Below are 23,876 nucleotides of genomic sequence, written 5' to 3' on the forward strand. Positions count from 1 at the left end.
CAAAGATGCTCCTAGGGTTAGTTTGAGACCGAGGTTTTTCGGATATCCAGCGCCGGAATCACGCGGCCCTCATGGTGAAAGCACAGGTAGTCGACGCCAAAGGTTTCCCGGACCCGGTCCGAGGTCAGCACATCGGCCACGGGACCAAAGCCCGTGAGCCGCGCGGATTTCATCATGGCCACGTGAGTGGCGAATTCGGGGATCATGACGAGGTCGTGGACGATCATGACCACCGTTATGCCCAACTCGGCAACGAGCGACAGCATCCGCCCCTTGGCGTCGGGGTCCAGATGGTTTGTCGGTTCGTCCAAAAACAATAGTGAAGGGTTCTGTGCCAGAGCACGCGCGATATGCGCGCGTTGACGTTCGCCCCCGGAAAGTACGCCCATTCGTTTTTCCGCCAGATCACTCAGACCTGTCAGGTTCAAAACCCTGTCCAGTTCGGCGGCGTGGCCCTCTTTCGACCGGTCAGCCCGGATCGGGATTCGCCCCAAGGCCACATATTCCCGCAAAGACAATCTGCTATCCGGCAGCTCGTGCTGGCTGACAACAGCGATCATTCGGGCGCGCTGGTTGGCGGGCATGTGTTTCAGGCTGCGCCCATTGATCAAAACGTCGCCCAGCGCCAGTTCGGCTGTGCCGCACAACAGGTTCAGAAGCGTCGTCTTCCCGGCCCCGTTCGGCCCGGCAATTGCAAGGATGGCACCTTCTTCCAGTTCGAAAGACGCCGCTTGCAGCAGTACATCACCATTCAGCGCATAGTACTCGACGTCACGCACGGCAAGAAATGCAGAGGTCGTCATGAATGCTCCTCCAAAGTCATTCGGGGCAAACGGGAAAGGGTTTTGTCAAAAAGCGCGCTCGGCCTGTCGGACGCGCAGGTCCATCCATCGGCACTGTTCTGATATTGCAACGCGAATTCGGCCAAGGCCGCGATGTCATGCGGGGTCCGGATGTCGCCGAACAGGTATTGGGCTTTGCCGGCGGCCTGAAACCCAACAGTTGTCGGCTGCGCACACCCGGCCATGCAATCGACCGTGCGAATGGCAAACGCGGACGGCAGCGCATCTGACAAAGAAGAGCGTATTTTGTCCGCAGACAAATCACCGTTGCATGTCGAACAGATCAGAAGAACATGATCAGTGGCGTCTGACATGGTCCGCTCCACTTGTTGCCAAGCGCGGACAGAAGGTGCTGATCATGTAAACACGTGACTGACGTGCCATCTAAGCCTCCTTCCAGGGCGCCCCGCCCCGGGTTGGTTGAACATTGATGGCAGGTCTCCTGACTCGCGGGTCCTTGCTTGGCCTTCCTTCCCGGCCCATTCGGCCAGTGGGTGTTTGGCGTCGCTCACCGCTTACAGTTGCGGGGGCAGTTACGGACTTGGCCCACTGGGCCGCACCGTATTCCCTTTTCATCCCTCGGGTCTTCCTTCGGGAACCATCTTCTAGCTAAGTGCCTCAGACCCGGGCATGCGTCAATACAGAATTGTTGCCAGGACACTCTGTTCGGCGGCGGAGCGGCATCCATCGGTAACTGCCCGGGTGCCTCGCGTTCAGCGTGCCGGTTCAATTCTCCAGCAGTTTCAGAACCTGTTCGCGCTCGGACAAGACCAGCAACAGGGCAAGATCGCCCGGTTCGATCTGATCCAGTATTGTCCTGCTCGCCTCGACCGGGGAAGGCGCGCTCAGGATCTGCTCATCCCGAAGACCGTTGTTCATTGCCGCCTGCTTAATCAGCTTTGGAATCTCACCAAGGTTGCGTCCCCGCAGATAACCCTCAAGCTCGGCAGCGACGATCACATCCGGCTGGAACCGCAATGCCGTTTGCGTGACATCGATGATGTCCTGATCGGACCGGTCCCCGGCATGGCTTAGCAGTATGAAGCGGCGCTTTGCCGGAAGTCCGGACAAAGCCTCGCACACCGCTTCGACCGAATGTGGGTTATGCGCAAAATCGACAAAGACGCGGGCGCCGCTATGGGAAAACTCGTTGCACCGGCCCGGATTATCTTTGGCGTCTGGCTTGAAACCGGACAATCCCGTGCGAATGGCCTGCATCGGGATATCCAGTGCGCAGGCCAGACACAGCGCAGTCATTGCGTTGAGGATATTGTACCTGGCAGCCCCACCCATAGCGAGCGGTACATCGTGAACCGAAATCACCGGTTGTTCCGTGGAGCCATCGAAGAACACGATCATCTCGTCCCGCAGGAAGGCACAACAATGTCCTTGCTCGCGGGATTGTTGGATCAGTGCGTTTTTCTGGTCCAGCGAGAACCACCAGATCCTGCAGGACGTGTTCAGCGCCTCATCCCGGACAAAGGGGTCATCCGCGTTCAGGGCCAGAACGCCATCTTTCTTAAGGGTGCGATGCACGGCGAACTTGGCCTGCGCCAACTCCGGAACCGTGTTGACGCCGTACTGACCCAGATGATCATTGGCGACATTTGTGACAGCCGCAGCCGAGGCGGCATGGGTTGGAAGACCCCGGCGCAGGATTCCGCCACGGGCAACCTCCAGACAGGCGACTTCAAGCCGCCGGTCGCGCAGCAGCATGCGCGCTCCGCCGGGGCCGGAATAATCACCACGGTCGAGGATGTCGTCGCCGACGCGGACAAACTCGGTCGAGGTCAGCCCGGCAACCTTGCCCGCCGCCCGGGCGATCGCCTCAAGCAGCCGGGTCGTTGTGGTCTTGCCATTGGTTCCGGTGATGAAGGCGACGGGGATGTTGTGCAAGGCGTCCCACTCGACTTCATCAGGCGCAGGCAGAGCGTTCCAGGCCCAGGTCCGGCTTCCGACCCCGTGGCCGATCGAAATCTCGTCGTCGTCACACAGGATATCGACGCCCCGCGCCGACGCCGCCTGGATCAGGGCGATCAGGGCCGGATTTGCCTCTTTGGCCATGACGTCGCGGACGTTGGCGATCATCTTGTCGAAATCGCCGGGTGTTTCCCCGACCAGCGCCGCGGCACAGAAATGCCATGCGGTCTGGACCGCAAAGATCGCTGAATATAGCTGATCCATCGGCGCTGAAATCGCAAGGTTCACGCCGCCGGTGAATACCCGATATGTCAGCTTTTCTTGGTGCCAGCCGAGCGCATCCAGCACACGACGTGCATGATGCTGCCACAGCTCAATGACACGCGAAGACTGCTCTTGGTCAAAAAAGACGTCCATGATTGCGCCCGGGTGATCCCAGAGCAACCCGGGCCCGGTCAGCCGGCGCGCATCGTCTACCCGAAACGCGCCACTGGTCGCGCTGGGGATGGTCAGCGCGGTCTCAAGCTCTTCAATTCTGTCCATTCCGGTGCCCTCGGCTCAATCCGCGTCTTCGCTGATTTCGCGGGCCAGACGCACGCCGCGCTCGTCCCGGATCAGGGCCTGATCGCTATCGAACATGTCCTCGAAAGAGGTCTCAACAGGGGCAGGCTTGGCGATCGCTTCAGCTTCGGGCGCGTCGCCATCCGAATTGAAGTAGATGATCTGTTTCCAGCAGCGGGTGGTGTCGTCGCCGAATATCACCAGCAGATCGCCGGGAGCTGCCATTTCAAGACCCGCCGTCACCGCTTCGACCTCATCAGGGATGATTGTGATCGCCTCATCCGGCGTGCCGCCTGCAATCAACGCCTGCCGCAGCATCTGAGGAATTTCGTCATGCCCGCGTCCGCGACGGCGGTCGTCAGCCTTGCAGATGAAGTGGTCAAAATGACCGGCCAGCGCCGCGCCCGCATCCTCGACGTCCTCGTCACGACGGTCACCGGGCATCGATACGACGCACAGCCTGCGGCCCTTGATCTCTAGCTGGTCGGCCAGCGCCGCCATTGCCTTCAGGGCGGCGGGGTTGTGGCCATAATCCAGGATTACCTTGAACGGATGTTCGTCATAAACGTTCATCCGCCCCGGTGCCTGGAAATAGCTGGTGTCAAAGGTCCGCAGCCCGTGGCGGATATTGTCCAGATCAACGCCAAAACTATAGGCCATGGCTGCAGCAAACATGGCGTTCTGCACGTTGAAGATCGCCTTGCCTTCCAGTGTCGCCGGGATCAGGTGCGACCAGAGCACGGGGATATGCAGGCCATTGTCGTAGATGGTCAGCATGTCGCCGTTCATGCCTTTTTCCAGCACGATGGCCTTGCCGCCTTCCTTGATATGTTCTTTCACAAGACTGTGGCCGGGATTGGTCGTGACATAGAAGATCTGACTTGCCCCGGCATAATCCGCCATCTTCAGGCAGTTGATGTCGTCGGCATTCAGAACGGCCGTATCCGTGGCGCTTTCCACCACGACGCGTTTGACCACGGCAAGCTCTTCGACCGTGTTGATGCCACCCAGCCCCAGATGGTCGGCCGATACGTTCAGACAGGCGGCAACGTTCGAGCTTTGATAGCCCAGGCCCGAACGCACCAGCCCGCCACGCGCGGTCTCCATCACGGCGAAATCGACCATCGGATCGCGCAGCACGATCTGGGCCGACTTGGGCCCGGTCATGTCGCCCTTGACGCTCAGCTTGCCATCCACATAGACCCCGTCAGTCGAGGTCATGCCAACGGTCTTGCCGCTGGTTTTCATGATATGGTTCAACATCCGCGATGTTGTGGTTTTCCCGTTGGTTCCCGTGATTGCCGCAATGGGGATGCGTGTCTTGTCCCCGACCGGGAACAGCATGTCGATCACCCGACCGGCAACATCGCGCGGTTGGCCTTCGGACGGAGCTACGTGCATCCGGAATCCGGGGGCTGCGTTCACCTCGACAATCGCGCCGCCGATATCCTTGTAGGACTTGGTGATGTCGTCGATCAGAAAATCGACGCCGCCTACATCCAGCCCAACCGCCATGATGGCGCGTTCAGCCATGTCGCGGTTGTCGGGATGAACCACATCGGTCAGGTCGATGGCCGTGCCGCCTGTGGACAGGTTCGCGGTAGAGCGCAAATAGAAAACCTCTCCTTCCGGCAAAACGGTTTCTTCGGTCACACCGGCGTTTTCCATCAGGCGTTTGGCCTGATTGTCGATTTCCAGCATGGTCAGCACTTTTTCGTGCCCGATGCCCCGGCGCGGATCCTGGTTAACGATAGCGACCAGTTCCGCAATCGTATGCTTGCCATCCCCCATCACATGACCCGGAACCCGTTTGGCGACGGCGACCAGCTTGTTGTTCACCACCAGCATCCGGTGATCAAATCCTGTAATGAAGCTTTCAACCAGAATGGCGCGGCTTCGCGAGTGTTCCTTGGCCTCAGCAAAACCGGCCTCGACCTCGGATTCCGAGTTCAGATTGATCGATACTCCGCGGCCGTGATTGGCATTCAGCGGTTTGACCACCACCGGAAATCCGATCCGGCCAGCTGCTTTCGCGGCTTCGCGGGCCGAATAGACCATGCGCTGTTGCGGCACCGGCAGGCCCAGATCGTTCAGCAGATTGTGGGTATCTTCCTTGTCGCAGGAAATCTCGACCGAGATATGTTTGGTCTCGGACGTGATGGTCGCCTGAATACGGCGCTGATACTTGCCATGCCCGAACTGAACCAGCGATCCTTCGTTCAGGCGGATCCATGGAATGTCACGTTCTTCGGCGGCCTTGACCAACGACCCGGTCGAGGGACCGAATTCCTTGCGCTGGGCACGCAGAACAAAGCTGCGCAACTCGTCGTCCCAATCGAAATCGGGATCGAAATCATAGTCCAGGGCTTCCTTGAGGTTTTGCGGCAGCAGGTGCATCAGCAGGCGCATGGCCAGTTTCCCGGCATCAAGTCCCACGTCGCGCTGGCGGTATTCGTAGACCATATTGTACTGGCCGGGTTCGCCCGTGCCCCGCGTCCGGCCAAATGTCACATCCGTGCCGGCCACGTTCTGAACCTCGATGGCACAATGTTCCAGCACGTGACCCAGCCAGGTGCCTTCATCCTCGCGCAGACGGCGGATAAAGCCGCCGGGCTCGCGGTAGGAACAGCCATGCTCGGCAAGGCCGGGGAGGGCCGCGACCAATGCGTCGATGAATTCGGGGCCTATTCGGGCCGAGGGCCAATCTTCCAACAATCCCAGATCAATGACGTGTCGAATAACCGGAAAACTTGCCCAGACGTTGGGACCGACGAAGACATTGGTAGAGATTATTTTCATAAGGCTCCTCGTTTATTAATTGTTCATTTCCCCCCGGAGGCGTCCTCATCGCCGGACAAATCGGGCAAGGTGCAGAACGCCATATGCTCATCTGGCGGAAAGGCCTGGCGAGCCATCAGGTCATAACGGCACCCTTCGCCCAGAACGTCAAGCCGAAGACCCAAAAGGCTCAGTGCTTCGCCCCGGCGTGCATCCCACATCGACGAATGCGTCAGATGGCTGGCATCCACGACCGTGACCGTGCCGCTGCCAACAACCTCAAGGACGTTGTCGGGGCCGATAAAGGCGGCGGTGTCCTCGTCAATTCCAAGGCCGATCAGAAAAGGGTTGAAAGATGAGGCGGTTAGCAAACGCCCCAGCCGGTTGCGCTGGGTAAAATGCTGGTCGATGATCACCGCGTTGGTCAGGCCCATGCCCGGTGCAAGCGTGATGTTGCCTTCGGCGGGGGCCGAGTTGCTGCTGCCTCCGGCGACCATATGTTCGGACATGATCGACGCCCCGGCAGAGGTTCCGGCAACCGGCACGCCCGCCGCATTCCGGCGGCGGATTTTCTGCGCTACCAGCGTTCCGCCGAGAATCGCGGACAGGCGCAACTGGTTGCCACCAGTCATGAAAATGCCGGTCGCCCGGTCCAGCATTCCGGCGTAATCGGGGTTGTCACAGTCGGCGCGGCGCGAGATGGGCAGGAATTCGACCTGACCCGCGCCAAGCTCGGAAAAGATGCGGTTATAGTCCGGCCCCGTTTCTTCCAGCATCGAGGCGGTCGGGATCACAACGATGTCGGCATCCGCGCCGCCTGACAGCTCCACGAACTTGCGGTGGATCTGCATTTCCTTCACGCGGTCTTCGCCGCCACCAATCGGAATGATGAACCCGCGAGGGGTGTCTGCATCAACGGGTGCAGGGCACATGTCAAGATTACCTTCTTCGTCCTGATGCGGTGCAGCCGCCGGGGCCGCACAGGCGCTTATATTTGTTCATACATGCCGCGCCGGGCTATTAGGGCGCTGCGGACATGCCATTCCCCCCGCGCCATCACATGCCGTATGCCAAGGTTTTCGTCAAGAACCACCAGATCGGCGTCTTTTCCGGCGCTCAATCGGCCTTTTCCACGCAATTTCAGCAAGTCGGCGACATTTGATGTCAACGGGCGCAGAGCCTCATCCAGAGGTACGCCCATGCCCACCATCTCGGCCAGCGTTTCGGGCAATGTGTCAGACAGGCCAACGCCAAAACGGGTCAAGTTGCCCTCATGGTCGAACGCGGGCAGGCAGCCGCCACCATCGGAGCTGATGGTGAAGCGGTCTGTCCGCCCGCCGGCATCACGAAACTGAACATAGGCTTCGGCAGCGGAAATGCCCGGATCGACATGCGCGCAGGGAAAGGCCGTGGCATCAATGAAACAGCCATGACGGGCAAGGGCGACGGCCTGTTCGAACAGCGGCTTGTTGCGGTTGACATGGGTCGGATTGAAGACCCGGGCCGGAATTTCGCTGGTCTCGATCGCCTGTTCCAGCATCGAAAGCCCGCGCACGCCATCCCCCATATGGCAATGAACGATCCCGGCCTTGCCTGTCATCAACCCTGCAACATGCGCCTCGCTGGCAATGCGCAGGAACTCGTCCAGTGTCGGCTGGCTGGAGCGATGATCGCTGATCGCCAGTTCACCGACACCGATGACCGGGTCAAGGAACACGATGTCGCCACGGGCGGACCCGGTCAGCGTGGTCAGCGGGACGTGATAGCCGCCCGTGTGGCACCAGGCCGAAAGTCCTTCTGTGCGAAGACCGTAGGCCTGCTGCACCAGTGTCTGCGTATTGCGGGTCAGATCGTCGGTCCCCAAAACCCCAACGACCGAGGTGACGCCCGCCCGCGTGAACGAGGACAATACCATCGGCGGCACTCGGCTGGCAGGTCCGGTTTCGCCGCCCCCACCCGTGATGTGGGCATGGCCGTCGATCAGACCGGGCACAACCGGCGCGCCTTCGGCATCCAACACGTCAACCTGCAACGGCCCGCCCAGATCAGGCAGGTCCCGGCCCAGATAAACGATCTGTCCGGCAGCGACCAAAAGATGACCGATCCCAAAGGGCTCGGGTGTAAAAAGATTGGCATTCCTGATCAGGGTCAGCATATCTGTGGTCCGTCATATACAAAACGAACGTTCTTTATTTGACCCTTTCGCAAAGCTCAAACAGTTCCGTGCGATTAGCTGAGGATCATGTTCCGCCAGATTCAGTTCAGGAAGGTTTCGATTTTGTCCAGGGTGGCAACATTGACAGCCACCCCATCGGTCTTTGCCGCTGCACGCTTCGCGCCGCGACCGTCCCCCGGAAGATGGGCGCCCGACTGCGCCCTGATTGCATCTACCAACGCGCCTATCCCAGTGGCGAAACTGTCGCCGGATATGGCGGCGGGATCGATCGCAATAAAGAACTGGCCTGTCTTGGGCGGGCCGCCGGCGGTACCCGAAAACGGCGATGCATGGATGCCCAGTGTGGCTCCGGTCAGCGCGGCGGCCATGACCTCGGTCAGCAATGCAACGCCCACGCCCTTGTAGCCGCCGGACGGCGCCATCGAGCCTTTGAGGCCGACATTGGGGTCGGTTGTCGGGTTGCCATCGGGGTCCAGCGCCCAGCCGACGGGAATGGCCTTGCCTTCGCGCGCGTGTTTCATCACTTCGCTTTTGGCGATGGTGCTGGCGCTCTGATCAATCAGCAGCGATGGCTGCCCGTCCGGGCCGGGAACCGCAACCGAGAACGGGTTGGTGCCAACCACAGGTTTCGATCCTCCGGATGGTGCGATCGAAGCGGGGGCGTTGGTAAAGCCCAGACCCACCAGACCGGCCTGCGCCAGCCGATATGTATGATATCCCAGAACACCGCAGTTATAGCTGTTGCGGATTGCAAGCACTGCCACGCCCTGCTCGCGCGCAGCCTTTGTCAGCGCCTCGAACCCGAGATCGATGGCGGAATGTGCAAAACCCGTCGCCGCGTCGACGTTGATGACACCGGGGCGCGGGCGGGTCAGAACGGGCTCGGCCCGACCATCCACCTTGCCGCACTGCACATGCTCACAATAAATCGGGATATAGGCGAGGCCGTGGCTTGCAACACCATCCGCTTCGGTTGCAGCGGTGGCCACTGCCAGCGGGCGGGCGTTGGCCTCGGTGGTGCCCGCAGCGACAAGCGCGCGAAAGGCCAAATCTTCGATTTCTGCGAGGGTCAGGGTGCGGGTTTCGATCATGGGTTTCTCTTCAGTCATTGTCGGAAAGCCCGGCACCGGCACCCAGAACGCGGGAGGCATCGGTGGCGGGGGCGTAGGTGCGGTGGGCAAACCTGTTCAGGGTCTCCCAATCCCCTGGGTTGGGGGTGGCGCGGGATCGATGTGGCGCGATGCTGGTCAAATCGCCGCTTGGACGGATTTCAACGCGATCGGCACGATTGGGCAGCGCATCGTAGGTTGAAACAACGGCTCCGTCAGTAACAATCTCAGCGCCATCGCAGGTGATTGCAACACAAGTATCCAGTCGACGTGCGGCATAGGCCGCAAACGGCACCAGAAGGAGTGGGCATTCGACTTGCCGCAACATCATAGGGTCTGACTTCAGAATATGCGCGCTGTCGGACAGATATGCGCCGTTTGAAAGGGGACACGGACCGCGTTCGCCTGACCGGATCGTTTCTTGTTCCAGCAGCCGCGCCAGCGCTCCGGTACCGTCCAACCCCTGCGCGCATAGCCAGCGTGTTGCCTTGCCGGCTTCCTCGGCCAGTCCCCAACTGTAGCCCGCGCCGCGTGCGGCCCGTTTGGCTGTGGCTTCAACCTCGTTCAGGGAATAGCTCATTCCACAGCCTCCGGGTAAACCCACAGATCCGCCGTTTGAGGGGTCAATTCCTCGGGGTAGGGTGCGCCTGAATACATGCAGATGCGAACCCATCGGTCTGACCGCGGATCGAAATGGGTTGCTCCGAAAAACGAGAGTTTGGCACGCAACATGTCGATGGGCAGAACATCTGCACTGATCGTATTGTCACGGATTTCGCCATAAGGCGCGACGCATGACATCTGAGCCCGTCGAACCGTATGCCGGTGTTCCGGGTGTTGCAGCAGAAACTCAGCGATAGGTGCGTTGTCCTGCCAACTGGCAAGCTGCTGGCAGGCAAGTGCCGCATCACGTGCTGGTGCCAGCGGTTGTTCATAGTCCGAGATCGGCTCCTCGAACCGCTCACCCAATCTGGGTTCCAGCTTTTCTTCCGAGACATACCAAGCCCGTGCGCAATTCTGCGGGTTGGTCCAATCAACATCCAGTGCCCAGTCAAAGTTTTCGCGGATCAGCGAACGGACCTGTTTCACCGTCATCGCGCCGTCGATCAGATGCGCCTGCGTGTTGCTGTCGGCCATGCAGCTTGCCAATCCATCCACAAGCTCGGGGTAGGGTTCCATGATCAGCGAGACGACCAGTTCTTGACCTTCTTCGTTGAGCGTGTTCTCTGACCAGCGCACAAGCCGGTCCCAAGGATGGTTCTGCGTCAGGTCATCCTGTTCCAGATAGTCCGAGATGGCCTTCAGATCAGCGTTCAGAGTCGCCAGTTTTTCAATCTGTATCGGGTGATCCGACCGCCACCATGAGGTCGACAGCTTGCTGCGGTCAAAGATGTTCAGGAATTTTTGAACTTCGTCGCTGGATGCAGTTTCGATGCCGCGCACGCGGGCGATGGCCTCTTCCCGTGCCATGATCCAGTTGTTGAACAAGATCGGATGGTTGACGATAAACGGCGCCATTCCCAACCCTGTGGAATTGCCGATGCCCAGCCAGCGTGCGATTTGCGGGTCAAGCACCGCAGCCTGTCCATTGCCTTTGACATTCGCCATATGCTGTACCAGATCGCGCACAAAAACCCGGGTCAGGTAGACTGACAGCATCTCGATCTGGAACGGGCCACTAACTTCGGAACGATCTGCCGTTATTTCGCGATCGGCCGCGCCGAACTTGCCGGAACCGTAAACCGCCGTTGTCCGCATCAGATAGCCGACCTTGTAAATTTGCTCCAGTTCAGGCTGTTTACCGGCGGCAAGACTGTCGACAACATGGGTCCATAAGCGAACGGACCGGTTGGCCCGGGACAAGGACAGTTCGCTTTCGCTGACGCGCCCCGCCTCTTGCAGCGGGACATTCCTTGACAGTCGCGCGATATCCTCGGACGTCGGAACCCCGTCAAACAGTGTGAAAGTGGCATCCCACGCCTCGGCAATCACCCGGTCCGAGCGTTGTTCGGGCGGCAGGTCATGGGCAAACGCGACCAGAGAATACGCGCGCTCGGGACCGCAAGCTGTATAAACCGCATGGCCGACACCGTTGTCATCAATCTCAAAGACCGGGCGAGAGAAAACCCAGGCCTCCTCCGCCATGCGCCGCGTCAGTTGCCGCATGAAGCTGAGGCGACATTGATGCAGCGAGCCCAGGCGGGAAAGGCGCATCACCTTCGCAGGATCACGTCGCGCGATATGAGGGGCGGGGGGTGTCATGCGTGTTGGGGTCCGAAGCTTTCATTAAAGAACCGATACCAGTTACCGCCCATGATACCGGCAATTTCGTCTTCGCTCATGCCGACGGTACGCAATCCGGCCTCGATGTTGCCGAAATCGCGATTGTCGCGGAACCAGTCCGGCATCGGCGGAAAGCCGGGATTGCTGGCCGAGCCTTCGCCGTAATCGATCTCTTTCGTCCAGCGCCCTACACGCATCCATTCGACCACACTGTCGGGCTGATCCTGGCACAGATCGGTGCCGATCCCCAGATGCTGAACGCCGTATGTGTCGGCAGTACGTGCGATCATCTCACAGAAACTTTCAATCGTGCAGGCGGATTTGTCTTTCAGGTGATGAGGGTAGACCGAAAAGCCGAGCATCCCACCATTTTCCGTCACCGCACGAATAACCTCCGCGCGCTTGTTGCGCAGGGCCGGAGACCATTCGTGCGGATTGGCGTGAGTGATGGCAATGGGACGCTCGGACAGTTCGGCGGCCTCGATGGTCGACCGGTCTGCCGAATGGCTCATGTCGACCACAAGGCCTACGCGGTTCATCTCTTTGATGACCTGTTTGCCCATGCGGGTAATGCCGGTGTCTTCGGCCTCGTAACAGCCGGTCGCCAGAAGGGACTGGTTGTTGTACGTCAGTTGCATGAACCGCGCACCAAGGTCATGCAGGATTTCCACCAGCCCGATATCGTCCTCGATGGGGCTGGGGTTCTGAAATCCGAAGAACACTGCCGTCCGGCCGGTATCGCGGGCTGTGTCGATGTCGCTGGCCCAACGGCCTTTCATGATCAGATCCGGATACTGCTCGAACCAGCGGTTCCACTTTTCAAAGTTCAGAACCGTTTCGCGAAAATTCTCGTGATACGAGATGGTGACGTGGATCGCGTCCACGCCACCTTCGCGCAGTTGGCGAAAAATCTTTTCCGACCAGTTGGCGTATTGCAGCCCGTCAATCCGCATCAGACGGGACCCGCGCTGATATAGGCTGTTTTGACGGTGGTGTAGAATTCGGCCGCCGCCTTGCCCTGTTCACGCGGGCCATACGAGCTGTCGCCGCGCCCGCCAAAAGGCACGTGATAGTCGGTTCCGGCGGTGGGCAGGTTGACCGTGACAACACCGGTACGTGCATTGCGGCGGAAGTGCGTGGCGCGGGCCAGCGACTTGGTGACAATGCCCGAGGTCAGGCCAAAATTGGTGTCGTTCACCACGCTCAGCGCTTCGTCATAGCTGCCAACTTTGATGACGCTGGTCAGGGGCGCGAACATTTCCTCACGGTTGATGCGCAAATCGTTGGTCGTGTTCAGGAACACGCCGGGGGACATGTAGAACCCGTCATGCGGCATGTCGAGCAACTGGCCACCACAGGCAAGCTCGGCGCCTTCGGATTTGCCAAGCTCCACATAGCTCAGGTTTTCCTTGAGCTGCTGCTGACTGACAACCGGCCCCATCTGCACCCCATCCTGCAGGGCATGGCCGACCTTCATGGCCTTCGCACCGGCCACGAGCTTTTCGACAAACGCATCATGCACACCGGCATGAACGACCAGACGCGAAGACGCAGTGCATTTCTGGCCAGTGCCGCCAAAAGCGCCGCCAAGCGCCAGTGTGACGGCCAGATCCAGATCAGCGTCATCCATCACCGCCAGAGCGTTCTTGGACCCCATCTCCATCTGCACCTTGGTCAGGTTCTGGATGGCGGCGGCAGCGATGCCCTTTCCGACCGGAACCGAACCGGTGAAAGAGATCGCGTTGACCTTTGAGCTTTCCACCAGCCGTTGGCCAATGGATCGGCCTGAGCCCATGACAAGGCTGAACAAACCCTTGGGGATGTCCTGTCGTTCGATGATTTCGGTCAGGGCCACAGCCGACGCCGGGGTGATGTTCGCGGGTTTCCAGACAACCGCGTTGCCATAACACAGCGCCGGGGCAATCTTCCAAGAAGCGGTCGCGGTTGGGAAATTCCATGGGCTGATGATCGCCACAACACCAACAGCTTCGCGGCGTACGTCAATCTCGACACCCGGCCGGACACTGTCTGCATTTTCACCGATCTGACGCAGGCATTCTGCGGCGTAATAAGTAAAGAACTGGCCTGCGCGATAGACCTCGCCCTTGCCCTCGGCCAGCGGTTTGCCTTCCTCTCGTGACAGCAGCGTGCCCAACTCTTCGGCGCGCGACATCAGCTCATTCCCGATATTCATCAGAACGGCTTGCTTGCGCTCGGGCAGATAGGCCTCCCATTCGGCCTGCGCAACGCGCGCATGATCCAGCGTCGCGTCCAGCTGGTCCGGGCTGGCCTGCGCGAACATGCCGACCAGATCGCTCAGGTCCGAAGGGTTGCGGTTTTCAATTTCGCTTTCTCCCGCCAGCCATTCGCCGGCGATCAGGTTCAGTTTGGTCACAATGCGCCCCAGAGTCGAAAAACAGGATTTCTGATAGGATGGCTTTTTGCAGCAACATCAGTCAAACTCAAATAAGTGAAGAAAAATTCAGGAATCTTGAACCGTGGCAGTCAAGATCGAAACTTTGCGGTGTTTTTGCACCGTTGCCCAAACCGGTCAGCTGAATGAAGCCGCCGACAGGCTTGGGCGGACGCAATCCGCCGTGTCGATGACATTGAAGCAATTTGAGGAACACCTCGGCAAAAAACTGTTCGAGGGCGAGCGCAAGAACCGTCTTTCACCTTTGGGGCAGCAGGTGTTCGAGCTTGCACTGAAACAGGTTCGTCAATTCGATCAAACCGTGCAGAACATTGAGGCGGCAGCGGATGCCGAACACGGCCTGTTGCGGATCGTTTCGGTCCCGTCGGTTGCGGCGCTGGTTTTCCCAGCGGCGCTGGCGCATATGACGCAGCGGTTTCCCGGCCTCAAAATCGAGCTGCGCGATACGGATACGCAGCAGGTGCTCGACGCGCTGGTCGAAGGCAAGGCTGATATCGGAATTGCCTCGGGCCACCACGCACTGAACGGGTTCCGGGCGATTGCCCTGTTTGAAGACCTGTTCGGATTGGTTTGCGCGTCGGACCATCCGTTGATCAAAGCTGAAGCCGCACCGACAATTGATGATGTCGCATCGGCTCCGTTTATCCGGAACGCATTGTGCGGCCTGATCCGCTCGCCGCGATTTGTGCAGGCCATCGAAAGTGCGGATGTCACCATCCACAACACACACTCGCTTGTAACGATGGTGCGCACAGGCAGATGGGTGACGGTTCTTCCGCAAACCGTTGCCCAGTTCATCCCCGAGGCGACGGCCTTCCGGCCCATTTCGGACCTTGCAGACAAAAGGCAGGTCTATCTTTATGTCAGCGAACGGTCACGGTTTCAGGACATGACTGATGAGATCAGTGCCTTCATTCAGGGCCTTGATCTGGGAGGCGGGCAATGATGACGCGGAAGACATGATGACTACAAACGCACCACAGTCTTGCAATGGAGACCCCCGCCGATGCCTGCCTGCAGGACCGGCGGAAGTCTCCAAAAAAACTCAGGACTTATAGGGGTCAGACAGTGCCGGCAGAACGGTTCCGACGCAATCACCGAACCCGATGACATACCCATCCCCTTTGGCCGCACCTTTCAGAGTCAGTGTGTCACCGTCCTCGATGAAACTGCGTGTCTCTCCGCCGTCCAGCGTAAGTGGTTCCTTCCCACCCCAGCTGAGTTCCAGCAAGGATCCACGTTCGGCTTTTGTCTCGCCCGAAATCGTCCCTGACCCAAGCAGATCACCTGCATTCATCGGACAACCCGATGTGGAGTGATGGGCCAACTGTTGCGCAGCGGAATAGTACATCTCGTTGTAGTTCGTTCGCGCGATGGTGGTGGCTGCCTTGCCTTCGGGCGCCATCGTGACCTCCAGCTCGATGTCATAGAGCATCGGGCCGCAATCCTTGAGGTGATCCAACAATTCGAACTCACGCTCCGGTGTGTCACACCGGAAGGGTTCAAGCGCTGCCTTGGTGACGATCCACGGGCTGATCGAAGTCGCGGTGGCCTTGGCCTGAAACGGGCCCAGCGGCTGGTATTCCCATGCCTGAATATCGCGCGCGGACCAGTCATTCAGCAGGACATAGCCGAAAATGTGGTCATCTGCCGTCTGAACCGAGATCGGACCATCGGACGGAGTGCCGACAATTGCCCCCATTTCAAGCTCGATATCGAACCGGCGGCTGGGCAAAAATGTCGGCAGATCCTGATCGGGCGATTTGAGCTGCCCCCAAGGGCGGCGAATATCGGTGCCCGAAACCACCACGGATGAGGCGCGCCCGTTATAACCGATCGGGATATGCAGCCAGTTCGGCGGCAACGCATTTTCGGGGCCACGGAACATTGTCCCGACGTTGAAGGCGTGATTCCGGCCCGCGTAGAAATCGGTGTATTCGCTGACCGCAAAGGGCATGTGCAACTCGGCCTCATCCTGTCGCACCAACAGTGGCTGGACCTTTGCCTGTTCGTCCGACCCGTCGGCCAGCAGGGCGGTCAGCCGATCGCGCAATGCGCCCCAGACGGCCGGGCCTTCCTCCATCAGCGGGTTCCAAAAGGGCAAATCGAAAAGCGGCTCGTCACCCAGGTTGATCAGGCCTTCGGCCTCGGCAGAGGTGACGTCCAGGATCATGTCTCCGATGGCGACGCCGCACCGGGGTTCTTCACCCTCGGTCGAAAAGACCCCATAGGGCAGGTTGTTCAGCGGAAACGGGTGCGTCGCGTCATTGGCCGAAGCCACCCAGGATTTTTTCAAAGGCATGGTCTGTCCTTTTTTGTGTCTTGTAGCGTGATTCCGCCGTTATGCTGTCGGGCGGAGGGACTTCAACCCAAGCAGTATTGCCGCCAATATCATGAAAATGCCGCTCGCCCGGTCAAGCCAAAGCCGCGCCTGTCCCCTGAGCCGTCTGGCCAGCCAGCTTGCGCTGCCGCCATAGGCCGAAAGGAACAGGCCGTCCATGACCAGATAGGTCGCCGACAAAACGGCAAACTGCGGCCAGAACGGGTAGGCGCCGTCGATGAACAACGGGAAAAGGGCGGCAAAGAACACCACGGCCTTCGGGTTTGCCGCAGACGTGGTAAACCCTTGCGCCCAAAGTGATTTCCGGCTTGTTCTGACGGCTTTCTGAAGCGTCTTGCGTTCAGCCCGCAGGATGGATCGTGCGCCAAGAAAGACCAGATACGCCACGCCGAGCCATTTGATCACGGTCAGTGCCATGCCCGATGTGGCAATCAGCGTCGCCAGCCCAAGACCCGCCGCCAGCATTTGCAGCAGATTTGCCGTCAGATCCCCTGCTGTCGTGAACAGACCCCGGGAAAAGCCGTTGGCCGCCGAGTTTGACAGCATCAGCAACTGGCTCGGCCCCGGAGTGCTCATCAACAGCAGGACGGTTCCGACATAGGTGATCCAGATGTCCAGGCTCATGGCTGACTACTTCTTTCCAGGCGTTCCATCGAACTTTTTCTCAAGCGAAGTCCAGCAATCGATGTAGTCATCCTGCAAGGGCGCCTCGTTGGCTGCGAAGGGCGTCAGATGCTGCGGGAACCGCGTTTCGAACATGAAGGACATGGTCTTGTCCAGCTTGTCCGGACCCAGGTTGGAATTCGACGCTTTTTCAAAGGCATCCTTGTCGGGTCCGTGTGGTAGCATCATGTTGTGCAAGCTCATGCCGCCCGGAACAAAGCCCTGCGGTTTGGCGTCGTACTGACCGTAGATATTGCCCATCAGTTCGGACATGATGTTCTTGTGATACCAGGGCGGGCGGAACGTATCCTCCATCACCATCCAGCGTTCGCGGAACAGAACAAAGTCGATATTGGCCGTGCCGGGTTGCCCGGACGGAGCGGTCAGGACGGTAAAGATCGACGGATCGGGATGGTCGAACAGGATTGCGCCGACCGGGCAGTAATTGCGCAGATCGTATTTGTAGGGCGCGTAGTTTCCATGCCAGGCCACGACGTCCAGCGGGCTGTGCCCGATCTTTGTCGTGTGGAATTGTCCGCACCATTTGATGGTCACGGTCGACGCGGTTTCGCGATCTTCAAAAGCGGCGACAGGTGCCTTGAAATCGCGGGGATTGGCCATGCAATTCGCGCCAATGGGGCCACGGCCTGGAAGTTCAAACTTCTGCCCGTAATTTTCGCAGACAAAGCCGCGCGCCGGGCCTTCCAGCACTTCGACCCGATAAACCAGACCACGCGGCAGGATGGCGATCTCTTTCGGCTCCAGGTCAATGATGCCCAACTCGGTCGCAAAGCGCAGGCGGCCTTCCTGCGGCACGACCAGCAATTCGGAATCGGCGGAATAGAAATAGTCATCCACCATGGACTCGGTGACCAGATAGATATGGCTCGCCATTCCGACTTGCGTGTTTACGTCGCCTGCTGTCGTCATGGTGCGCATTCCGGTCAGCCAGGTCAGGTTCTCCTGAGAATGCGGGACCGCGTCCCAGCGATACTGACCCAGGCTGATCACATCCGGATCAACACAGGGTGCAGATTTCCAGTGCGGCAGGTCGATCTTTTCATAACGGTGTGAATGCTTGACCGAAGGGCGGATGCGATAACACCAGGTCCGCTCGGGCGGGTTGGCGGTAAAAGCTGTGCCGCTTAACTGTTCGCCATAAAGGCCATAGTTGCATTTCTGTGGGCTGTTCATGCCCTGCGGCAGCGCACCCGGCAAAGCCTCGGTTTCGAAGTCGTTGCCAAAGCCGGGCATGTAGCCCGCGTGGGTCCCGACCGGAGTGCTGGCCTGGGTCAGTTTGTGTGGATCAGTCGGACGGTTCATCCTGTGTTCCTCCATTTGCTGCTTGTCGGGTAATAGTTGATTTTGTAACTAACAAGTATGGCAAAGCCCGATTCACACAAAAAAGATGACTTTGATCTGCAGGAATTCCTGCCGTTTCTTCTGAACATGGCTGCGGAAGAGGTTTCGCTTGAGTTCCAGCGCATTTACAAAGGGCGGCACGGCATGCTGCGCACCGAATGGCGCGTGCTGTTCCATCTTGGCAACTTCGGGGAAATGACCGCTAAGGAGATCGGCCAAAGGGCCAAGGTGCACAAGACCAAGATCAGCCGGGCGGTTCAGCGGCTGGAAAAGCGCCGTTACCTGGCGCGCACCCAAAGCGACACGGACCGCCGGGTCGAGCATCTCAGGCTGACGGACGCCGGCACGCGCGTATATCGCGAACTGCGCGACATTGCCGAGCAATATGACGCAAAGCTTGCCAATGCGTTTTCCGATGACGAGGTTATCCTGTTGCGGCAAATGCTTCGGAAGCTGGCGGGAATGGTTTGAGCACTGGTAATTTGCCGTCCCTTACCCCAGATGATCAAGAGACTTGATACAGGACTTGAATATGACGGCCCCCGACACCGAAACGGCAAAAGCGGACTCTCTGATCGAATGGCTGGTCGACCGGGGGCTGGAAGGGGCCGGAAAAGAAGAGTTGCTGGACGGGTACTGCGCGCGACTGGTTGATCTGGGTGTGCCCCTCATGCGATTTCACGCGGCGCAATCCGCCCTGCACCCGGTGTATGGCGGCACAGGATACAGCTGGTATCACGGGCATGGCGGAGACTATCAGAAGTTCGAGTATTCCGAAGAACCCAGCCCGCAATGGCAGCAAAGCCCGCTTTATGCGTTGATGACAGAGGACATGCAGGACCTGCGTGAACGGCTGGTCGATCAGAACACGCCCAGCCGTTTTCCTTTGCTCAATGAACTGCGCGAGCAGGGTGCCACGGACTATTACGCAACAGGCGTGTCTTTCGAGCGTCCCATGCGCGAGGCCCTGAAAGAACCGGACACTTCGGTCGACGGAGTGCTGATGTCCTGGACCAGCGACGCGCCCGAGGGGTTCCGCGATCATGATCTGAACCTGATTAATTCCGTCTTGCCCCATCTGGGACTTGCGCTCAAATCGGCGTCCAATAGCCGGATGGCCAGGGATCTGATGCGCGTCTATCTGGGCCGGGACGCGGGTCGCCGGGTGCTGTCAGGGGAAATTCGCCGCGGTTCGCTACAGCAGATCGACGCCGTGATCTGGAACTTCGATCTTGAAGATTTCACCAGCCTGTCCGAGCAATTGCCCGGCCCGGAAATCATCGAAATGCTGAATGACTATCTGGCGGTTGTGGTGGCGGTCGTGCACGAATGCGGTGGCAATATCCTGAAATTCATGGGCGACGGGCTGATGGCCATGTTCGATGTCGGGGAAATCGACGAAGACGCCCGCGCCGCGCTTGCTGCCGTGGCGCTGTTGCAGGATCGAATGGCCGCAAGGAACGCGCAGCGGCAGGCAGAGGGTCTGCGCGTTGTTGGTTACACCCTGGCGCTGCACGCAGGTGAGATCCTCTATGGCAATATCGGAGCGGAAAACCGGCTGGATTTCACCGTGATCGGACCCGCTGTCAATCAGGCCGCCCGCATCTCCGGCATGCACCGGTCTCTGGGGCAGCGAATCCTGATATCAGACGACGTCGCCCGGGCCGCCGAGCCTTGCAGTCACGAGCTTGTATCGTTGGGCCGCTACATGTTGCGCGGTGTGACCGAGCCGAAAGAGCTGTTTACTGTCTACAGGGCCGCCGAATAACGGCGGCCCGTGGGATTGCGCCGGTCGTAAGATGTCATCCTTGTCCGGTCAGGTCCTGCGCCAACATCATGGCGTTGCCGTCCAAGTCGTAGAATGTGGCGGTGCTGACCATCCCCTCGATGGTTTCTGTGTCGCCGTCGAATTTGACCCCGGCCGTTTCCAGCGCGCCCCTTGCCGTTTTGATGTCGCTTACTCCAAATACAGGGACGGTGTTACCGGGCGCGGGTTCGGTCTGCTCGCCCAGTCCCAAGGTTACGCCGTCGGTCTTTGTCTGCATTTCGCTCCAGCCGGCCTCGTCAATGTGATGGATCAGCTCAAACCCAAGCATGTCGCTGTACCATTTGGCGCTGGCGTGACGGTCGCGGACTGAGATCGCAAGCGTGATCGTGTTTTCCAAAGAAACTGGCAGCATCGGTCTTTCCTACTATCTAATAATAAAGTAACTATACTTTATGGACACAAAGTCACTTGTCAAGCTTACGTCGCGGGCATGGTCGCTGAGCATTCTGGCAAAGCTGCACGCGGGCGTTCCGGGGCGGCAGGCACCGCTGATTGCGGCGACGGGGGCAGGCCGCAGTTCGTTTACCCAAAGCCTTGGGCACCTGATCGAGTTAGGGCTTCTTGAGAAAAACCCCGGCCACGGTCATCCACTGCGACCCGAATTCCGGCTGACGCAGAACGGTAGAGAAATGGCCGAGGTTGCAAGCAGAATTGTTAAGGCCGTGCCCGACGAAGACGACTTTGCCCTTCTGAGGCGAAGCTGGACCGTGCCGATTCTGGCCGTGACGCAAAAACCCCAGCGCTTTTCTGTCATAAAATCAGATCTGTCCACGATCACCGACCGCGCGCTGTCGAAGTCGCTCTATCTTTTGGAAACGCATGACTGGCTTAGGCGCGACATCGATGTCTCAGGCCGATCGCCCTTTCCGACCTACCTTGCCATCAATCGTGGCATCGAGGTCAACAAGGCGATCGCCCTGGCAAAATGATCAGGATGTTCAAGGCAGCGGTGAAGATGTGCCCCGTCAGAAGTCGATCTCGACCCCCGGCAGGTTCAGTTCCTTCATCATGTCGCGCAGCTCTTGTCGCGCGGCTATGTTCGAGATGTTCAGCTGTTTGACACCGATATCCTTGAGGTCCAGAAGGGTCAGACCGCGCGGAAACAGCTCGCGGAAAATCACCCGTTCGGAAAAGCCGGATGCAACCCGGAAACCGATCCGCTGAGACAGCATCTCGATCGCGCGCTGCATCTTTTCCTTGTTGACCATGCGCTGTGTGCCGACCCGGTTGCGGACCACAACCCAGTCGATGGGTTTCAGCCCGGCCTGCGCCCGCAGCTGACGCGCGTTCCATACCATTTCCGAATAGACCGACGGCCCGAGGATCTTTTCACCCTTCGAGTCGATCCTCGCCAACAAGTCGAAGTCGATGAAGCTGTCGTTCAGCGGCGTGATCAACGTGTCGGCCAACGAATGCGCCACCTGGCTGAGGCGCGTGTGCGAGCCGGGGCAGTCGATCAGGATGAAATCGCTGTCGCTTTCCAGTTCAGCAACGGCGGCGGACAGGCGGTGGTCATAGATATTCTCGCCCGGCTTCAGCGTGGCCGCATCGATTTCGGGCAGGTCGTGATGACGCGGGCTGGGCAGGCTCAGGTCCGAACTTCTGAGAAAGTTCAGGCGGTTTTCGAAGTAACGCCCAAGGCTGCGCTGCCGCAGGTCCAGATCCAGTGTGCTGACCTTGTGCCCCAGCCGCGCCAGCGCCGTCGCCACATGCATCGAAACGGTCGATTTGCCTGCGCCGCCCTTTTCGTTCCCGACCACAATGATATGTGCCATGCTTGTATTCCCAAGTCCCGCCGTGTTTGCCCACACGTTGTTTGTGGCCACTATATGTTGTGTTTAGTGGGAAGGAAAGAACCTCAAGCGGTGTATTGGCCTATTATTGGCGAGGAAACCGGAAAACAGCGCGGCCCGGGCGGGTTACGCCGTGCAACAAGACGGGCGGCTTGCACCGTTTCTCAGATTTGCCAAAGAAACGATGGGCCAGACAGGCAAAAACAGCGCGTGGTTGCGAAGGCCGTGACCTGCACTTTCCCAGTGGGCTTTCAAGGTCAGTCGATGCCGGTTTCGTGACTTGTATACCTGTGGCACCTGACGGACAGTGCGTCGCAAACAGCTAAGCAATCAGCAAAGGACATCCTGAATGATCGGATATGTTACCATTGGTGTTTCCAACATGGACAAGGCCAAGGAGTTCTATACTGCGCTTTTCGCGGACAAAGGCGCGAAGGTTCTGATCGATGCCGGTCGGATTGCGTTCATCGGCAACGATCCGACTGCACCCATGCTGGCGGTTTGCGAACCCTATGACGGCGAAACCTGCGCGTCAGGAAATGGCAACATGCTGGCCTTTGCCGCCGAATCCAAAGATGCGGTCACCACCATGTATGACAGGGCCATCAGCCTTGGCGCGACGGACGACGGCGAGCCGGGTCAGCGTGTGCCTGACCGCTTCTACGGCGCATATGTGCGGGACCCGGACGGCAACAAGCTGTGCTTTTACCTGTTCGGATAAAGCCCAACGCGCTCCACAAAAAAAGGCCGCCCAATGGGCGGCCTTCTGCATTCGGAACCGGTCAGGCTTAGAAGCCCAGACCTTCGTATTTTTTCTTGAACTTCGACACGCGGCCGCCGGCGTCCATCAGGCGCGACGAGCCACCGGTCCACGCGGGGTGCGAGGAGGGGTCGATTTCCAGAGCCAGCTGGTCGCCTTCGGCGCCCCAGGTGGATTTCATCTGAACCACGGTGCCATCGGTCATTTTGACGTTGATGACGTGATAATCGGGATGGATGTCTTTTTTCATCTTTCCGCTCCTTACGCCTCGGCGCCAGCCTTGGGCTTGTAGTTGGTGACTTCTGCGATACGCGCGGACTTACCACGGCGCGAGCGCAGATAGTACAGTTTGGCGCGACGGACGCGGCCACGGCGGACAACGGTGATGCTGTCAATGTTGGTCGAATGCAGCGGGAACACACGCTCCACGCCTTCGCCAAACGAAATCTTGCGAACGGTGAACGAACCGGCGATGCCGCTGCCACCTTTGCGCGCGATGCAGACGCCTTCGTAGTTCTGCACACGGGTACGCGACCCTTCGGTCACTTTAAAGCCGACACGGATGGTGTCTCCGGCTTTGAAATCGGGGATGTCTTTCCCCAGGGCGGCGATCTGTTCCGCCTCAAGCTGTGCGATCAGGTCCATCGCAGGTACTCCTATCTGCTCGTGGTTGGTCCACGAAGTTTGGGCACGGCCTGAGAGCTCTTGGTCTTCACCGGGTCCTGCGTACAGCCCGCCAGAGGTCAGATCGAATGTTCCTTTGGTCTGGTTTGCCGCATCGCGTCCGGGCCGAAGAAAGCGGGACGTCACGCTGCGAAACAAACCAAAACACCGGAGTCGCATGACGCGGCACCGGATTGCGCTGCTTTAGGCGTTTTGGTGCCCGGGATCAAGCATGAATTGTCAATTTCTGAAGGTGCCCGGTGTGCAAGCGGTAAGTTTCCGCCGTCACGCAATTGTAGCGTTGTCTTATCACGCAGATTTGTCATTCTGAACCCAACAATACGAGCAGATATTTCAGGCAGG

The 23,876-nt window shown here is 59.1% G+C and carries 23 protein-coding genes and 1 riboswitch; of the genes, 5 read left to right on the forward strand and 18 right to left on the reverse strand.

Annotation, left to right across the window (positions count from 1 at the left end):
* Positions 1-17: 17 nt before the first annotated feature.
* From ACR0J8_RS05695 to ACR0J8_RS05745, 11 genes are all read right to left on the reverse strand, one after another.
* Entirely contained in the window at positions 18-803 is a 786-nt protein-coding gene (locus ACR0J8_RS05695; RefSeq protein WP_480524225.1) for an ABC transporter ATP-binding protein, read from the reverse strand.
* Complete coding sequence (locus ACR0J8_RS05700; RefSeq protein ID WP_480524227.1) at positions 800-1,156, reverse strand: DUF1636 family protein; 357 nt, start codon at positions 1,154-1,156, stop codon at positions 800-802. The genes ACR0J8_RS05695 and ACR0J8_RS05700 overlap by 4 nt, the downstream gene beginning before the upstream one ends.
* Positions 1,157-1,257: 101 nt before the next feature.
* A riboswitch (cobalamin riboswitch) is annotated at positions 1,258-1,460 on the reverse strand.
* Between the two features lie 108 nt (positions 1,461-1,568).
* Positions 1,569-3,305 carry a Mur ligase family protein gene (locus ACR0J8_RS05705; protein ID WP_480889134.1) on the reverse strand — a complete coding sequence of 579 codons (1,737 nt, stop codon included), beginning with the start codon at positions 3,303-3,305 and terminating at the stop codon, positions 1,569-1,571.
* Between the two features lie 15 nt (positions 3,306-3,320).
* Entirely contained in the window at positions 3,321-6,122 is a 2,802-nt protein-coding gene (cphA, locus tag ACR0J8_RS05710; RefSeq protein WP_480524231.1) for a cyanophycin synthetase, read from the reverse strand.
* Between the two features lie 23 nt (positions 6,123-6,145).
* Positions 6,146-7,033 (reverse strand): cyanophycinase, encoded by an 888-nt coding sequence (locus ACR0J8_RS05715; protein ID WP_170614806.1) that lies wholly within the window; start codon positions 7,031-7,033, stop codon positions 6,146-6,148.
* Between the two features lie 56 nt (positions 7,034-7,089).
* A complete protein-coding gene (gene iadA / locus ACR0J8_RS05720) occupies positions 7,090-8,256 on the reverse strand; it encodes a beta-aspartyl-peptidase (protein WP_480889136.1) in 1,167 nt (388 codons plus the stop codon).
* A 101-nt stretch (positions 8,257-8,357) separates the two neighbouring features.
* Entirely contained in the window at positions 8,358-9,368 is a 1,011-nt protein-coding gene (locus ACR0J8_RS05725) for an Ldh family oxidoreductase (RefSeq protein ID WP_480524234.1), read from the reverse strand.
* Between the two features lie 10 nt (positions 9,369-9,378).
* Positions 9,379-9,966, reverse strand: coding sequence for a DUF3726 domain-containing protein (locus tag ACR0J8_RS05730; protein ID WP_480524236.1), 588 nt, complete (start codon positions 9,964-9,966; stop codon positions 9,379-9,381).
* Positions 9,963-11,648, reverse strand: coding sequence for a hypothetical protein (locus tag ACR0J8_RS05735; protein WP_480524238.1), 1,686 nt, complete (start codon positions 11,646-11,648; stop codon positions 9,963-9,965). The genes ACR0J8_RS05730 and ACR0J8_RS05735 overlap by 4 nt, the downstream gene beginning before the upstream one ends.
* Positions 11,645-12,622: a membrane dipeptidase gene (locus tag ACR0J8_RS05740; protein WP_170614801.1), complete on the reverse strand. Its 978-nt coding sequence runs from the start codon at positions 12,620-12,622 to the stop codon at positions 11,645-11,647. Before ACR0J8_RS05740 ends, ACR0J8_RS05735 begins: the two co-directional genes overlap by 4 nt.
* Positions 12,622-14,064 carry an aldehyde dehydrogenase family protein gene (locus tag ACR0J8_RS05745; protein ID WP_480524239.1) on the reverse strand — a complete coding sequence of 481 codons (1,443 nt, stop codon included), beginning with the start codon at positions 14,062-14,064 and terminating at the stop codon, positions 12,622-12,624. Before ACR0J8_RS05745 ends, ACR0J8_RS05740 begins: the two co-directional genes overlap by 1 nt.
* Positions 14,065-14,167: 103 nt before the next feature.
* Here ACR0J8_RS05745 and ACR0J8_RS05750 point away from each other — a divergent pair, with 103 nt between their 5' ends.
* Positions 14,168-15,049 (forward strand): LysR family transcriptional regulator, encoded by an 882-nt coding sequence (locus ACR0J8_RS05750; protein WP_480889139.1) that lies wholly within the window; start codon positions 14,168-14,170, stop codon positions 15,047-15,049.
* Positions 15,050-15,148: 99 nt separating this feature from the next.
* Here ACR0J8_RS05750 and fahA read toward each other — a convergent pair whose 3' ends face one another.
* The 3 genes from fahA to hmgA are packed head-to-tail and all read right to left on the reverse strand — an operon-like array spanning position 15,149 to position 18,430.
* Positions 15,149-16,405: a fumarylacetoacetase gene (gene fahA / locus ACR0J8_RS05755; RefSeq protein ID WP_480524243.1), complete on the reverse strand. Its 1,257-nt coding sequence runs from the start codon at positions 16,403-16,405 to the stop codon at positions 15,149-15,151.
* Between the two features lie 39 nt (positions 16,406-16,444).
* On the reverse strand, positions 16,445-17,068 hold the full coding sequence (locus ACR0J8_RS05760) for a LysE family translocator (protein WP_480524244.1): 624 nt from the start codon (positions 17,066-17,068) through the stop codon (positions 16,445-16,447).
* 6 nt (positions 17,069-17,074) lie between these two features.
* A complete protein-coding gene (gene hmgA, locus ACR0J8_RS05765; protein WP_480889141.1) occupies positions 17,075-18,430 on the reverse strand; it encodes a homogentisate 1,2-dioxygenase in 1,356 nt (451 codons plus the stop codon).
* 57 nt (positions 18,431-18,487) lie between these two features.
* Here hmgA and ACR0J8_RS05770 point away from each other — a divergent pair, with 57 nt between their 5' ends.
* Both ACR0J8_RS05770 and ACR0J8_RS05775 read left to right on the forward strand, forming a co-directional pair.
* Entirely contained in the window at positions 18,488-18,940 is a 453-nt protein-coding gene (locus ACR0J8_RS05770; RefSeq protein WP_480524248.1) for a MarR family winged helix-turn-helix transcriptional regulator, read from the forward strand.
* 61 nt (positions 18,941-19,001) lie between these two features.
* Positions 19,002-20,237, forward strand: a complete 1,236-nt coding sequence (locus tag ACR0J8_RS05775; protein WP_170815751.1) for an adenylate/guanylate cyclase domain-containing protein — start codon at positions 19,002-19,004, stop codon at positions 20,235-20,237.
* Positions 20,238-20,271: 34 nt separating this feature from the next.
* Here the strand turns inward: ACR0J8_RS05775 and ACR0J8_RS05780 are convergent, their stop codons facing one another.
* Complete coding sequence (locus ACR0J8_RS05780) at positions 20,272-20,649, reverse strand: VOC family protein (protein ID WP_170614793.1); 378 nt, start codon at positions 20,647-20,649, stop codon at positions 20,272-20,274.
* 40 nt (positions 20,650-20,689) lie between these two features.
* Here ACR0J8_RS05780 and ACR0J8_RS05785 point away from each other — a divergent pair, with 40 nt between their 5' ends.
* Complete coding sequence (locus tag ACR0J8_RS05785) at positions 20,690-21,226, forward strand: winged helix-turn-helix transcriptional regulator (protein ID WP_480524250.1); 537 nt, start codon at positions 20,690-20,692, stop codon at positions 21,224-21,226.
* A 36-nt stretch (positions 21,227-21,262) separates the two neighbouring features.
* On the opposite strand, the gene ACR0J8_RS05790 is transcribed toward ACR0J8_RS05785, so the two are convergent.
* On the reverse strand, positions 21,263-22,072 hold the full coding sequence (locus ACR0J8_RS05790) for a division plane positioning ATPase MipZ (protein ID WP_170614791.1): 810 nt from the start codon (positions 22,070-22,072) through the stop codon (positions 21,263-21,265).
* Positions 22,073-22,439: 367 nt separating this feature from the next.
* Between ACR0J8_RS05790 and ACR0J8_RS05795 the strand changes: the two genes are divergently transcribed.
* Positions 22,440-22,811 (forward strand): VOC family protein, encoded by a 372-nt coding sequence (locus ACR0J8_RS05795; protein WP_480524252.1) that lies wholly within the window; start codon positions 22,440-22,442, stop codon positions 22,809-22,811.
* A 67-nt stretch (positions 22,812-22,878) separates the two neighbouring features.
* Here the strand turns inward: ACR0J8_RS05795 and rpmE are convergent, their stop codons facing one another.
* Positions 22,879-23,100 carry a 50S ribosomal protein L31 gene (rpmE, locus tag ACR0J8_RS05800; RefSeq protein WP_170428949.1) on the reverse strand — a complete coding sequence of 74 codons (222 nt, stop codon included), beginning with the start codon at positions 23,098-23,100 and terminating at the stop codon, positions 22,879-22,881.
* 11 nt (positions 23,101-23,111) lie between these two features.
* A complete protein-coding gene (gene rplS, locus ACR0J8_RS05805; protein WP_170328369.1) occupies positions 23,112-23,495 on the reverse strand; it encodes a 50S ribosomal protein L19 in 384 nt (127 codons plus the stop codon).
* Between the last annotated feature and the right edge of the window lie 381 nt (positions 23,496-23,876).

It is taken from the genome of Ruegeria sp. N11, from assembly GCF_056531525.1.